General features: G+C 38.3%; 13 protein-coding genes. 9 read left to right on the top strand and 4 right to left on the bottom strand.

Annotated elements, in window-relative coordinates; genetic code table 11:
- Positions 1–43: 43 nt before the first annotated feature.
- On the bottom strand, positions 44–631 hold the full coding sequence (locus ACFILY_RS02055) for an undecaprenyl-diphosphatase (RefSeq protein ID WP_273791077.1): 588 nt from the start codon (positions 629–631) through the stop codon (positions 44–46).
- A gap of 335 nt (positions 632–966) precedes the next feature.
- Between ACFILY_RS02055 and rpsF the strand changes: the two genes are divergently transcribed.
- From rpsF to ACFILY_RS02010, 9 genes are all read left to right on the top strand, one after another.
- Positions 967–1,374 (top strand): 30S ribosomal protein S6, encoded by a 408-nt coding sequence (rpsF, locus tag ACFILY_RS02050; RefSeq protein WP_273791078.1) that lies wholly within the window; start codon positions 967–969, stop codon positions 1,372–1,374.
- Positions 1,374–1,622, top strand: coding sequence for a 30S ribosomal protein S18 (gene rpsR / locus ACFILY_RS02045; protein ID WP_012754957.1), 249 nt, complete (start codon positions 1,374–1,376; stop codon positions 1,620–1,622). Before rpsF ends, rpsR begins: the two co-directional genes overlap by 1 nt.
- Before the next feature lie 148 nt (positions 1,623–1,770).
- On the top strand, positions 1,771–2,751 hold the full coding sequence (locus ACFILY_RS02040; protein ID WP_273791079.1) for a hypothetical protein: 981 nt from the start codon (positions 1,771–1,773) through the stop codon (positions 2,749–2,751).
- Between the two features lie 25 nt (positions 2,752–2,776).
- Complete coding sequence (rplI, locus tag ACFILY_RS02035; protein WP_273791080.1) at positions 2,777–3,373, top strand: 50S ribosomal protein L9; 597 nt, start codon at positions 2,777–2,779, stop codon at positions 3,371–3,373.
- A gap of 594 nt (positions 3,374–3,967) precedes the next feature.
- On the top strand, positions 3,968–5,458 hold the full coding sequence (locus ACFILY_RS02030) for a replicative DNA helicase (protein ID WP_273791081.1): 1,491 nt from the start codon (positions 3,968–3,970) through the stop codon (positions 5,456–5,458).
- 6 nt (positions 5,459–5,464) lie between these two features.
- Positions 5,465–6,841 (top strand): DNA repair protein RadA, encoded by a 1,377-nt coding sequence (radA, locus tag ACFILY_RS02025; RefSeq protein ID WP_375630763.1) that lies wholly within the window; start codon positions 5,465–5,467, stop codon positions 6,839–6,841.
- 142 nt (positions 6,842–6,983) lie between these two features.
- Entirely contained in the window at positions 6,984–7,565 is a 582-nt protein-coding gene (locus ACFILY_RS02020; RefSeq protein ID WP_273791083.1) for a CvpA family protein, read from the top strand.
- 75 nt (positions 7,566–7,640) lie between these two features.
- Positions 7,641–9,134 (top strand): amidophosphoribosyltransferase, encoded by a 1,494-nt coding sequence (gene purF, locus ACFILY_RS02015; protein ID WP_375630765.1) that lies wholly within the window; start codon positions 7,641–7,643, stop codon positions 9,132–9,134.
- 2 nt (positions 9,135–9,136) lie between these two features.
- A complete protein-coding gene (locus tag ACFILY_RS02010) occupies positions 9,137–9,886 on the top strand; it encodes an SDR family NAD(P)-dependent oxidoreductase (RefSeq protein ID WP_273791085.1) in 750 nt (249 codons plus the stop codon).
- Between the two features lie 70 nt (positions 9,887–9,956).
- Here ACFILY_RS02010 and pssA read toward each other — a convergent pair whose 3' ends face one another.
- From pssA to ACFILY_RS01995, 3 genes are all read right to left on the bottom strand, one after another.
- Positions 9,957–10,796, bottom strand: coding sequence for a CDP-diacylglycerol--serine O-phosphatidyltransferase (pssA, locus tag ACFILY_RS02005; RefSeq protein WP_273791086.1), 840 nt, complete (start codon positions 10,794–10,796; stop codon positions 9,957–9,959).
- A gap of 8 nt (positions 10,797–10,804) precedes the next feature.
- On the bottom strand, positions 10,805–11,503 hold the full coding sequence (locus tag ACFILY_RS02000; protein WP_273791087.1) for a phosphatidylserine decarboxylase: 699 nt from the start codon (positions 11,501–11,503) through the stop codon (positions 10,805–10,807).
- A 117-nt stretch (positions 11,504–11,620) separates the two neighbouring features.
- On the bottom strand, positions 11,621–13,504 hold the full coding sequence (locus tag ACFILY_RS01995) for an ABCB family ABC transporter ATP-binding protein/permease (protein WP_375637390.1): 1,884 nt from the start codon (positions 13,502–13,504) through the stop codon (positions 11,621–11,623).
- Between the last annotated feature and the right edge of the window lie 18 nt (positions 13,505–13,522).

Genomic DNA, 13,522 nt, shown 5'->3' with positions numbered 1-13,522 from the left:
TTCTTTTGACCTTATTCATCCGCACAAATCAAGATAAAGCCCTTTATTTAAAACGAATACCACACTTAAAATTATATTTTAAGGGCGGAATTTGATATAAAAACTTAGGGAAATAGGGTGCTATAAACTGAATAACACCCAAACTTATGAGACTTCCTAAAATTGCACCTGCTAAAATATCAAAGGGATAATGTACACCCACAAAGATGCGCGCCCAACAGATCAAACACAAAAATACCGAAGCAAATTTAAAAGCAACTTTGTATCGGTAAAAATAAAAGTTAGCTGCATAAGATGCAATGGTCAAGGCATGATTACTAGGAAAAGAAGCTGTCGCACGATGTTGAATAAGCGGTGTCGTCAGCCCTACCACGAATGGGCGAGGATGAAAATAAAAAAGAGAAATGAGATAACCTATGAAAAGAGCCGCACAAATACTCATGCAAATGCTTAGCACGACACATCGTTCCCTCTCCCCACCACAAAACCACAACGCACAGAGATGGAGAGGAATAATATAAATTAAAAACTTTGCACAAAAAATACTAAACAAAACTACAATCGACCAAGCGTGATGATTGCCGACAAACATTTCAAAGAGTGTAACATCAATCTGGTTTAAAAAGTCCATTTTTCCCTCCTTTACCTTTATATTACAGTATTATCTTTTTGTAGAAGAAGGAAATATATCAAGATTTAACAAATCAATTTTTTTATGTGCATAAACTTGCTATTTTAAAAGATAACCTGTAAATGTGAAATGTTCGTTGCCGGCACTTTAGCTGGAGGTTGAACGGAGGGCTGTAAAATATCAGTAGGAAATACAATGTTTCCGGCCTCCCGTGTCTCCGCTCTGAGATGTCTCGAATTGTAAACGCGTCCTTTCTTCTTTGGATTTCCAAAAAAGACAAGTCGCAGAGGCTTTGCGCTAAAGCCGGTGAAATTTAATTGAAGAAAGGCAAAACAATGGCTCTTTATGAACATATGTTCCTTGCCCGACAAGACATCGCACCGCAGCAAGTTGATGAACTTTTGAGTCTCTACAAAGGTGTCATTGAAGCGCATGGTGGAAAAGTTGGGCGTATAGAAAATTGGGGACTTCGTCCTCTTGCTTACCGTATTCGTAAAAACCGTAAAGCTTATTATGTCTTGGTCAATATTGATGCACCAGCTTCAGCAATTGCTGAAGTGGAGCGTCAGATGCGCATCAATGAGGATATTTTGCGTTATATGACCATTCGCGTAGAAAAACACGAAAAAGAAAAATCTGCTATGCTCTCACACCTTGATCGCAATAGTCACATTGGACACGATGAAGAGCGTCCTCGTTTTCCACGTCGTCAACGTGAAAATGCTATAGAAGAGGTAGAATGATGACTGATACTAATCAAAACTCTGCACGTCGCCCCTTTCATCGTCGTCGTAAAACATGTCCTTTTTCAGGGACCAATGCTCCCAAAATTGATTATAAAGACATCAAGTTGTTACAACGTTATATTTCCGAACGTGGGAAAATTGTTCCTTCACGGATTACTGCTGTTAGTCAGAAAAAACAGCGTGAATTAGCTAATGCTATCAAACGTGCTCGCTTTTTAGGTTTACTTCCGTACGTTATAAAGTAAGCGATCAATACGCTATGCAACTGGAGAGTTTCTCCAGTTGCTTTTCTTATATGGTTAAAAATAGCTTGTTGTATCCTATGTTAAGCTATTAAATGTCAAAGTTGGGGTTTTGACACGCCTCTAACTGCAGAAAGCAGGACAGCAATAAATGAAAAAAAATCGTACTTATGAGATATTAACCGGTATTTTGGCAGGATTATTTGCTGTTGTGATAGGAATGGCAATCATCAGTGTTGCAAATATCGCGCCCTTTTTTTCTCTTCTTCTTGGCTGCTTTCTTTCATTGCCAATTTTTATTGTTGCGTTCGGTCAAGGAACATTAGCCAGTCTCATCGCCCTCATAAGTGCCACTGTTGTTCTTATCATAACCACTAATACCTATATTGCTCTTGGCTCTATGTTCTTATTTTTCCTTCCTGCTGTCTATGCTTCTTGGCTTCTTGGGCTTGCACGACCAGCGCAAAAAGAAAACGAACTGATATGGTATCCATTATCATCGGTTATTTTTCATTTAACTAATTTTATCGCTCTTATAGCAACTTTCATTGGGCTCTATGTTCAAACCCGTCCATCCACACCCGTCATTGCAAAAAAAATCACCGAAAACATAGCACAAACTCTGCAACAATCACAGTCAATAAAAGAAGCCGATATACGCGCTTTTAGTGAGCTTTTAATGACGCATACAGCAACTTTTACTGCTTTTTCTTTGACTGTTTATAGTTTGGTTTTTCTCATTGGTAACCTTTACTTTTCCATGATAGCAGCACAACATATGAAATGGCTGAAAAGACCCCGTGATGATTGGAGCCAAACTCTCCGCCTTCCCATTTCTGGAATTATTATTTTCATTATTGTTTGCATAGCATCGATGATTGAGCTGAGCGCTTCTCTTAACTTGAGTACCCGTATCTTTAGCACTGCATACATTGTCATCATATTAATTAGCGGTCTAGCATATCTTCACAATATTACAAAAGGGGTAAACGGTCGAATTATTATACTTTCTCTTGTTTATATTGCTATTTTTACAATCGTTTTTACTCCACCTATTGTTTTCATGATGCTTTTGATGGGAATTTGGGCTGCTATTCAATACAATTTTCAATCACGCAAAAAACTCCACTAAATTTATTTGTTCGAAAGGAAAAACTATGGATATTATTTTACTTGAGCGCATTCCTCGTCTTGGTCAGATGGGTGATATTGTCTCAGTTAAAGATGGTTATGCGCGTAATTTTCTCTTGCCTCAAGGTAAAGCTTTACGCGCAAATGAAGCTAATAAAAAACATTTTGAGGTACAACGTGCACAACTTGAAGCACGTAATCTTGAACGCAAAAGTGAAGCGCAAAAAATTGCTGAAAAACTTGATGGACAATCATTCATTGTTGTTCGTTCTGCTGGTGAAACGGGACAACTTTATGGTTCTGTGTCAACACGTGATATTGCTGAAATCATAACAGATGAAGGCTTTTCTATTGGAAGAAATCAAATCGAACTTAATCATCCAATAAAAATGATCGGTCTTCACACTATCACTCTTAGCTTACATCCAGAGGTTCAAATTTCTGTGATTATTAACGTTGCGCGTTCTACCAGTGAAGCACAACGCCAAGCAGAAGGTGAAACTCTCACTTCGGCTAAAGAAATATATAATATTCAAGAAGAATTATTAGAAGAAAGTCAGGAAGAATTATTGGCAGAAGAAATTAATGACAACGATATAAACAGTTCTCATCAAGAAGCTTAATTGCTATTTTTTCTTTGTGTTTTATATTTTTTATTCCATTTTAAATATTGTTCATAAAATACTCACACTTTAAAAGTGAGTATTTTATGGCTATCGTACATAAATAATCTAATTTTTATGAAAGAATTAGAAATATATTATTTAAAGGCATTATATGCCGAGAATGATAATATCACTAAGAGGAAATGTCTTTTGTCTTCCAGCATATAAAGCAAAAATAATTTAAAGTCCTACCCTTAAGGCTAAAGTTTGTATGAGCGTTAAGTTGATTATATCCTCACATGATCTGAAATAATTTCAGTTATAAAAAAATAATTCTACTTACACAGATATTGGAATTTTAAGGTTAAGTAACTTAAAAATACTTAAATTTAGAGTAGCAAAACTTCCACTTTAAAATCACATATTATAAAATAAAATAGATAGACGTTATATAAATAATACACAAATGATAAATGAGGAACGAAAAGAGAGTTTTAAAAAATTATATAATTTTAACTTAAAATGAAGATTTGTCGCTCTATTCTTTTAATTATACGATTTTCAATTTATCGCCTAAAGTAGCTAGACTTAGAATTTTAGTGGAAAAATATTATGGAAGAAACTAACGTTGTTAATGTCAGCTCTTCAAAGAAAGAGGATTCTCCTTCTTTTCGGCAACTTCCGCATAATATTGAAGCTGAACAGGCATTGCTTGGTGCCATCTTTATCAACAATGATTCTCTTGACCGCGTTTCAGATTTTCTAAAACCAGAACATTTTTTTGAACCATTGCATCAAAAAATTTATCATGTTTTATCTCACCTTATTAAAACAGGAAAACGTGTAGATCCAGTTACAATCAAGCCCTATATCCAAATGGAAGAAAAAATTGGAGATATTACTGTATACCAATATGTTGTTCGCTTAGCCACAGAGGCAGTCACTATTATTAACGCTGAAGATTATGGACGCGTCATTTACGATCTTTTTATCCGACGGTCTTTGATTAACCTTGGAACTCAAGTTGTCAATACAGCCTTTGATGCTCCTGTAGAACTCACGCCTACCCAACAAATTGAAACTGTTGAAAATCAGTTATTTGAGCTAGCAGAAAAAGGGAAATATGGAGGTGGATTTGAAAATTTTAATGAGGCTATTAAAAAAGCTATCGATATGGCAAGTGCTGCGAAAAAGCGCTCTTCACAATTATCAGGGATAGCCACCCATATTAAAACACTTGATGAAAAAATGGGAGGATTACAAGCATCTGACTTAATTATCCTTGCGGGGCGCCCTGGTATGGGTAAAACCTCACTGGCTACCAATATTGCCTTTAATATTGCTAATGCTTATAATCGTAATGCCAATATCCAAGAAAATGAAGGCGGCATTGTGGGATTCTTCTCACTTGAGATGTCATCCGAACAGCTTGCAACCCGTATTATTTCTGAACAAACAGAAGTCTCTTCTTCTGATATTCGGCGTGGTAATATTTCAGATGAACAATTTTCAAAAATTATTCGTGCGGTGAACCAACTACAAAAGGCACCACTTTATATTGATCAAACTGGGGGAATATCAATTACGCAATTAGCTGCTCGTGCGCGGCGTCTCAAGCGGCAACATGGTTTAGATATCTTGTTTATTGACTATATCCAACTCATGACAAGCAGTTCAAAGCGTTCATCAGAAAATCGTGTCCAAGAGATCACAGAAATTACCACAGGATTAAAAGCATTAGCGAAAGAATTGAATATTCCTATTATCGCTCTCTCTCAACTTTCACGTCAAGTAGAAAATAGAACAGATAAACGTCCACAGCTCTCAGATTTACGTGAATCTGGTTCAATTGAGCAAGATGCCGACATCGTTCTTTTTGTCTATCGCGAAGAATATTATCTCAAAAATGAAGAACCAAAGTTAGGTAGCTTGGAACATACAAAATGGCAAGAAATAATGGACAAAGCTTTTGGAAAAGCTGATGTTATTATTGCAAAACAGCGCCATGGGCCGACAGGAATCGTGCCCCTTGCCTTTCAATCTGATTTCACACGATTCAGTGATCTTGCCGATAGCAATTATCTTCCAGAGCAAATTGGTTAAATCAACATGGTACGTAATCGTATTCAATTTATCTGTCAAAATTGTGGCACTGTTCATTCTCGTTGGGCAGGAAAATGTAGTGCTTGTGGAGAATGGAATTCCCTTATCGAAGAAAATATAAATGGCGGCATAGGAAGTGGTCCTAAGCAGAATACGCGTAAAGGACGCATCGTTGCCCTTACATCTCTTTCTGGAGATATCCAAGATGCTCCACGTATTTATTCTGGTATTGCGGAACTTGATCGTGTTACCGGTGGGGGCTTTGTCCGTGGATCGGCACTCCTTGTTGGAGGTGATCCGGGTATTGGTAAATCAACATTGCTGACACAAACAGCTGCTGCTTTATCACGTAAAGGATATAATGTCATCTATGTTTCAGGTGAAGAGGCTATTGCGCAAATTTGTCTGCGCGCACAAAGGCTTGAAGCTAACAATACAGAGGTGAAACTTGCTGCTGAAACCAATGTTGAAGATATTCTGGCAACCTTAAGCGAACATAAAAACCTTGATATGGTGATTATCGATTCGATTCAAACCCTATGGTCAGATACAGCAGATTCAGCACCTGGCACTGTCACACAAGTACGTATCGGTGCTCAGGCAATGATCCGCTTTGCCAAGAAAACAGGAGCCGCCGTTGTTCTTGTTGGGCATGTTACAAAAGATGGACAAATTGCTGGTCCTCGGGTCGTTGAACATATGGTTGATGGCGTTCTCTATTTTGAGGGTGAAGGAGGACATCATTATCGCATTCTTAGAACTGTAAAAAATCGCTTCGGACCAACAGATGAAATTGGTGTCTTTGAAATGTCTGATAAAGGATTACGCGAAGTGATAAATCCATCCGAATTGTTTTTAGGAGAACGTAATGAAAAAGCCCCAGGCGCTGCTGTTTTCGCCGGTATGGAAGGAACACGCCCGATACTCGTAGAAATTCAAGCGCTTGTTGCTCCTTCTTCCCTTGGGACACCAAGACGTGCGGTTGTCGGATGGGATGGAAATCGTCTTTCTATGATTCTTGCCGTTTTAGAAGCCCATTGTGGCATTCGTTTTGGACAGCATGATGTCTATCTGAACGTGGCAGGTGGCTATCGCATATCAGAACCCGCTGCTGATTTAGCTGTAGCCGCTGCTTTGGTATCTTCTCTTGCCAATATCGCATTGCCAACGGATTATGTCTATTTTGGTGAAGTCAGTCTTTCAGGAGCTACCCGCGCTGTTGCACATTCAGCACAGCGCATAAATGAAGCCAAAAAACTCGGCTTTCAAGGAGCCTTTCATCCCACAACAACAACCGAAATGATGAAGTCGCTCAACTTTAAACAAAAAACTTTCTCCGACCTTCCCGAACTCGTTGCTACTCTTACCGTAAGTAAAAAATGATCTGCACCACAGATATGATAATATAGAAAAAACTCTATAACATACAAAAGATCCTTGCTATAAGAACAAAAAATGGCATAACAAAAAATATATTTGCACACAGACTTAAAAGAACGCAACTTTATGTATAAGGAACAAACAAATGATCATAACAATCCTTGATGGAATTGTCGTAGTAATCATCCTGTTGTCCGCTTTTCTTGCTATGCTTCGAGGATTTTCACGTGAAGTGTTATCGTTGATTTCTTGGGCAGTTGCAGCTGTTACGACACTGTTTTTATTCAAACCTGTCTTACCTTTCTTTGAACAATATCTCTCTAATAAAATGATCGCATTGATCACAACATTGGTCACAATTTTTATTATTGTTCTCATTATTACTTCAATTATTACAATGAAGATCTCTGATTTTATTATTGATAGTCGAATTGGTATCCTTGACCGTGCTATTGGTTTTATTTTTGGAGCACTTCGTGGTTTACTTATCATGGTCATCGGTATGTTGCTGATTAATGCACTGATTAAACCCGAGCTTCAAGCGAATTGGTTAAAAAATGCAAAAACAAGACCCATTTTAGATTCATTGGGACAAAAAGTTTGGGAAATACTCCCAAAAGATATTGGATCTGTTCTCGAAAAGGCTGAAAATTTGTTTAAAGACAGCAATAAACATACGTATGAGCAACACTCTCATGAAAAGATAATTTTAAAAAATAGAGAATAGTTTTTCATGAGGAAAGAGAACTAAATGATGTACAATGTGATATTAATGATTCCTCCATATCACAACTGAAAGAATATGATGATAAAAAGCGATGTTTTCTGTCAAGAATTTTCATTAGATGATGATACCCTTCATGAAGAATGTGGAGTTTTTGGTATTCTTGGGCATGAAGATGCCGCAACATTAACAGCTCTTGGACTCCACGCACTTCAGCATCGTGGGCAAGAAGCAGCTGGGATTGTTTCTTACCACAATAAAATATTTCATCAAGAAAAGCATTTAGGTCTTGTTGGTGATCACTATACAAACCCTGCAACACTTGCGCGCTTACCAGGAAATCGTGCTATTGGACATACCCGTTATTCAACAACTGGAGAAGTGGCATTACGCAATGTTCAACCCCTTTTTGCTGAATTGAAAGTTGGAGGTATTGCTATTGCACATAATGGTAATCTTACCAATGGTCTCACATTACGCCGTGAACTCATCGCTTCTGGTGCTATCTGTCAATCAACGTCAGATTCAGAAGTTTTTCTCCATCTTATTGCCCGCTCACGTTATGAATCGTCCTCTGATCGTTTTGTTGATGCGATTCGGCAAGTAGAAGGTGGATATGCTATGTTAGCGCTCACACGTACAAAGCTTATTGCGGCACGCGATCCAACAGGAATTAGACCTCTCGTGATGGGGGAACTTGATGGTAAGCCTATCTTTTGTTCTGAAACTTGTGCTCTTGATATTATTGGAGCAAAATATGTCCGTGATGTTAAAAATGGAGAGATCATCATATGTGAAATACAAAAAAATGGGGAAATTACGAAAAAAATTATAAAACCAGAAAATACAAAACCAGAAAAACTTTGCTTGTTTGAATATGTTTATTTTGCCCGCCCAGACTCAATCGTTGGAGGACGTAGTGTTTATACAACACGCAAAAATATGGGAATCCATTTAGCACAGGAAGCCCCTTGTGAGGGTGATGTTGTGGTTCCTGTTCCTGATGGAGGAACGCCTGCCGCAATTGGCTATGCACAAGAAATTGGAATTCCCTTCGAGCTTGGTATTATTCGTAATCACTATGTTGGCCGCACTTTTATCGAACCAACACAACAAATTCGTGCTTTTGGCGTCAAGTTAAAACATTCGGCAAACCGTCCTGTGATTGAAGGAAAACGTGTTATTCTGGTTGATGACTCTATTGTACGTGGAACAACATCCCTTAAAATTGTACGAATGCTTCGCGATGCAGGAGCAAAAGAAGTTCATATGCGCATTTCTAGCCCTATGATTTTTTATCCTGACTTTTATGGTATTGATACACCTAAAGCTGAAAATCTTTTAGCAAATCAATATCCAGATTTAAAATCTATGTGTGATTTTATTGGAGCGGATTCATTAGAATTTCTTTCAACGGATGGATTATATCTTGCTGTAGCAGGGGAAAAACGGAATAACGCCGATCCACAATTTACTGACCATTATTTTACTGGATATTATCCTACGCATCTGGTTGATCAAGAAAATCTCTCCAAAATTCATCAATCATCTGTTCTTAAAACAAGAGATTAATGATGGCAAAATGTGATTTTAGTCTCCATGGGCGTGTGGCACTTGTTACTGGCGCATCAAGAGGGATTGGCTATTATTTGGCACTCGAGCTTGCTGCACGCGGGGCTCATATTATTGCTCTTGCACGAACAGTCAGTGGACTTACTGAATTAGATAACCAAATCCGAGAAAAAGGAGCTCATGCAACCCTTGTTCCCCTTGACTTGCATCATATGGAAAACATCGATACTCTTGCTATCTCAATTGCCAAACGCTGGAAAAAACTTGATATTATCGTTGCAAACGCAGGAATTCTTGGAACACTCTCACCAATAGCGCATATAGAAAACACGGTATTTGAAGATGTTTTTCAAATAAATCTTTTCAGCCAATGGCGCTTAATGAAAGCCGTTGAGCCTTTATTACGTGAATCTGATGCTGGACGAGCCATCCTGTTATCCTCAAGCGTTGCGCATGCTGCGCGCCCTTTCTGGGGAGCTTATGCAGCCTCTAAAGCGGCTTTAGAGGTGATTGCCCGTTGTTGGGCAGAAGAACTCAAACAAACCCCTATTAAGATTAATTGTGTCAACCCTGGTGCCACACGCACTGCCATGCGCGCTGAAGCTATGCCTGGTGAAGATCCACAAACTCTGCCTTCACCACAAGAGGTCGCAAAAAAGATCGTACATTTGTTATCACCTGATTTAAAGGAAACTGGAAAACTCTTTAATGTCCATAAAAATCGGTTTGTAAATTATCACATACCTGATTGATCATCATATGAGAAGTAAATCGTTTGACTCTCTCTTTTTTCTGTGCTCTTCGACAGAAGCATGAAGCACTTTATGATTCTTGGATAGCTTTAGCATCAGCCTTTTTCTCTTCTAAAGTAGCACGTTTATTATAAGCGATAAAACTACAGGGGAGAAAAATCATATAGCTAACAGCTGTAATCAATAAAGTTTCCCATGTGTAAGTCGCAAGAAAACCGACATAAATAACAATGACCAACATGCACGGTATAACGATATCGCGCCTTAAATTTTGATCAATTGTTTTTGCATTCCATACCGGTAAACGACTAATCAAAAGAAAAGCAATAATTACAGTATAAAGACTAAAAAATAATGCCCACCCCCAATTGGGAACCAAACCAAGAGTGCCTAAATAGGTAGGCAATAAAAGGAGTAATGCTCCTGCTGGTGCTGGAACACCAACAAAATAACTTTTCTGCCACTTAGGTATATTGGGGTTATCTAACATCACATTAAAACGTGCTAATCGCAAACAACAAGCAACACAATAAACAAGAGCAGCAACCCAACCAATGTGATTTGCTTGATTCAAGATAAAAGAATAAACAATGAGTGCAGGGGTAACACCAAAATTTATAACATCAGCAAGAGAATCCATCTGTGCCCCAAAAGATGAACTACCATCTATTAAACGGGCAATGCGTCCATCAGCACCATCTAAAACTGCGGCCAAAAGCACCATTAAAATAGCAGCTTCATAGCGATGTTCAAAAGCCAAACGAATACTGCTCATCCCTGCACAAATTGCTAAAATAGTAATGATATTGGGAATGACATACCGCATCGATGTAGGTGAACGCCGCCGATTTGCACCTTCATCATGCTGCCCCTCAGGATTGAATGAAGAAAATGGCGAAAAATTTTTCATTGTGAGTCCTAATCGTATCTGAAATCCGTTGTGGCACTCTTATCATCAAAAGAACCCAAAACTGTTTCTCCAGCAATTGCTGTCTGTCCAACTGCAACACGCACTTTCATTTCAGTTGGTATATAAATATCAAGGCGAGAACCAAAACGAATCAATCCAAATCGCTCACCAGTCATAACGGCATCATTTTCTTTTGACCAGCAAACAATCCGGCGTGCAACCATTCCCGCTATTTGTACGATACCGATTTTACCATGTTTGCTATCAATTACCATCCCATTACGCTCATTAAACTGACTAGCTTTATCAAAGTCAGCATTAGTAAATCGACCTGGCTGATAAACGATAGACTCTACTGTACCACTGATAGGAATACGATTAATATGGCATGAAAAAACATCCATAAAAATGGAAATACGGATCATTTCATCTTTCCCTAATCCTAATTCTTCAGGTGGAACACATGATTCCACAAATGAAATACGCCCATCTGCAGGCGACATAACCCAATTTGAATTCAAAGGGATCACACGATCTGGATCACGGAAAAAGTATACACACCACACCGTGAGAATGAGACCAAACCAAAACAACGGACTCCATATCCAACCAAGAATGAGCGAAATAACAAAAAACGCTACAATAAAAGGATAGCCTTCTTTATGAACCGATACAAAGCTATTATGGAAAGATTGCAGAATACTCATATAATTTCCTATTCATCGTAAACTTAAACAAGCAACAAATCTTTTTGTTCCTCTTGTGTCTTTTTATGTATTTAATCAATCACTCCATATAAAGATATAGATTACATTTTGCTCTATTTATTTTTTACGATTAACAACACTCATCTCATCTTCTTCACGCATTTTACGTAACTTTTCTTCAGCTTTCGTTGCTTCAAGCTGCTTATTCCACATTGAAGCATAGAGACCTTTCTTGCGTAAAAGCTCTGTATGCGTCCCATTTTCAATAATACGACCACTTTTAAGAACTAAAATTTCATCAGCATTGATAACAGTAGAAAGACGGTGAGCAATAATCAATGTTGTACGTCCACGGCTTACAATATCTAATGCTTGTTGAATTTCCTGTTCCGTCGCCGTATCAAGAGCCGCCGTTGCTTCATCTAGAATAAGAAGTGGGGGAGCTTTTAAAAGTGTCCGGGCAATAGCCACGCGTTGTTTTTCACCACCTGATAATTTGAGACCTCGCTCTCCTACCATAGACTGAAAACCTTCCGGTAAAATTTCAATAAATTTTGATATTTGTGCCATTTCAGCAGCTTTGCGCATCTCTTCATCTGTAGCACTTGGACGCCCATAGCAAATATTATAGGCAATTGTATCATTAAATAACACCGTATCTTGTGGGACCATGCCAATCGCTTCACGCAAACTCTTTTGTGTTACGTCACGAATATCCTGCCCGTCAATTGTGATAGAGCCCGCATCAACATCATAAAACCGAAAAAGCAACCGAGAAATAGTGGATTTACCGGCACCAGATGGACCAACAATGGCGACTGTTTTTCCTCCCGGAACTTCAAAATCAATATCTCTGAGAATCTGACGTCTCGAATCGTAGGAAAACTTTACCTGATGAAAACAAATGGTCCCATCGCTTATCTCTAACGGTTTAGCATCCGATTTATCAACGATCTCCTTCTGAACATCTAAAAGATCAAACATTGCTTCAATATCCGTTAAACCTTGTCGAATATCACGATACATTGAACCAATAAAATTTAGTGGAATAGAAAGTTGCATTAAAAGCGCATTAATAAAAACAAAATCTCCTAAAGTTTGTGTCTTATAAAAAACTTCATAAGCTGACATCAGCATCATGATCGTCATTCCAATACCAAAGATAAGAGTCTGACCAAAATTAAGCCAGCTTAACGATGTCCAAATCTTTGTTGCGGCTTTTTCATAACCTACCATAGAAGCATCAAATCGATCGGCTTCTAGAGTTTCATTACCAAAATATTTGACCGTTTCAAAATTCAAAAGAGAATCAACAGCGCGAGTATTCGCCTCAGTATCCGCTGTATTCATTTTTTGTCGAATGCGAATACGCCAATCACTCGCCTTAATGGTAAATAAGATATATAATCCAACCGTTGCAACAACGATGAGAAGATAATGCCACCCATAACTTATGTAAAATACCAGTGCCGTTAATATAAATTCTAAAACTGTCGGTACTGTACTAAGAATTGAAAATCTTACAATCGCTTCAATTCCTTTTGTTCCACGCTCAATCACACGAGAAAGCCCACCTGTTCGGCGTTCCAAATGAAATCGCAAGGATAACTCATGCATATGTACAAAGGTTTTATAAGCTAATTGACGAACAGCGTATTGACCAACAGTGGCAAACAGGGAATCGCGTAATTGATTTAATCCAGCCTGCATAATACGCGCGACATTGTATGCCAAAACGAGCATGATGGGAATAATCCAACTGGATGGGAACCATTCAGGTAGCTGAAAGCTTGAATCAAGCACATTCGTAGAATATTTAAATAAATACGGTACAGATATGAGAACGAGCTTAGCCAAAACAAGATAAAATATTGCCCATAGCACACGCATTTTTAGATCACGCCGACCTACCGGCCACATATAGGGCCATAAATTGTAAAGTGTGTGCAGAGTCTTCCCTGTATCTGATGATACAGTTTTTGTCATTTCATTGCGTTTCATAAAGTCCTTACTTCTCTA

This window comes from Bartonella sp. CL25QHWL (assembly GCF_042195335.1).
Lineage (GTDB): Bacteria > Pseudomonadota > Alphaproteobacteria > Rhizobiales > Rhizobiaceae > Bartonella.
This window is presented reverse-complemented; position numbering and strand designations above follow the sequence as displayed.

Excerpts from the sequence above, each read along its gene's own strand:
- ACFILY_RS02055 (WP_273791077.1), bottom strand. The coding sequence starts at position 631 with ATGGACTTTTTAAACCAGATTGATGTTACACTCTTTGAAATGTTTGTC.
- rpsF (WP_273791078.1), top strand. The coding sequence starts at position 967 with ATGGCTCTTTATGAACATATGTTCCTTGCCCGACAAGACATCGCACCG.
- rpsR (WP_012754957.1), top strand. The coding sequence starts at position 1,374 with ATGACTGATACTAATCAAAACTCTGCACGTCGCCCCTTTCATCGTCGT.
- ACFILY_RS02040 (WP_273791079.1), top strand. The coding sequence starts at position 1,771 with ATGAAAAAAAATCGTACTTATGAGATATTAACCGGTATTTTGGCAGGA.
- rplI (WP_273791080.1), top strand. The coding sequence starts at position 2,777 with ATGGATATTATTTTACTTGAGCGCATTCCTCGTCTTGGTCAGATGGGT.
- ACFILY_RS02030 (WP_273791081.1), top strand. The coding sequence starts at position 3,968 with ATGGAAGAAACTAACGTTGTTAATGTCAGCTCTTCAAAGAAAGAGGAT.
- radA (WP_375630763.1), top strand. The coding sequence starts at position 5,465 with ATGGTACGTAATCGTATTCAATTTATCTGTCAAAATTGTGGCACTGTT.
- ACFILY_RS02020 (WP_273791083.1), top strand. The coding sequence starts at position 6,984 with ATGATCATAACAATCCTTGATGGAATTGTCGTAGTAATCATCCTGTTG.
- purF (WP_375630765.1), top strand. The coding sequence starts at position 7,641 with ATGATGATAAAAAGCGATGTTTTCTGTCAAGAATTTTCATTAGATGAT.
- ACFILY_RS02010 (WP_273791085.1), top strand. The coding sequence starts at position 9,137 with ATGGCAAAATGTGATTTTAGTCTCCATGGGCGTGTGGCACTTGTTACT.
- pssA (WP_273791086.1), bottom strand. The coding sequence starts at position 10,796 with ATGAAAAATTTTTCGCCATTTTCTTCATTCAATCCTGAGGGGCAGCAT.
- ACFILY_RS02000 (WP_273791087.1), bottom strand. The coding sequence starts at position 11,503 with ATGAGTATTCTGCAATCTTTCCATAATAGCTTTGTATCGGTTCATAAA.
- ACFILY_RS01995 (WP_375637390.1), bottom strand. The coding sequence starts at position 13,504 with ATGAAACGCAATGAAATGACAAAAACTGTATCATCAGATACAGGGAAG.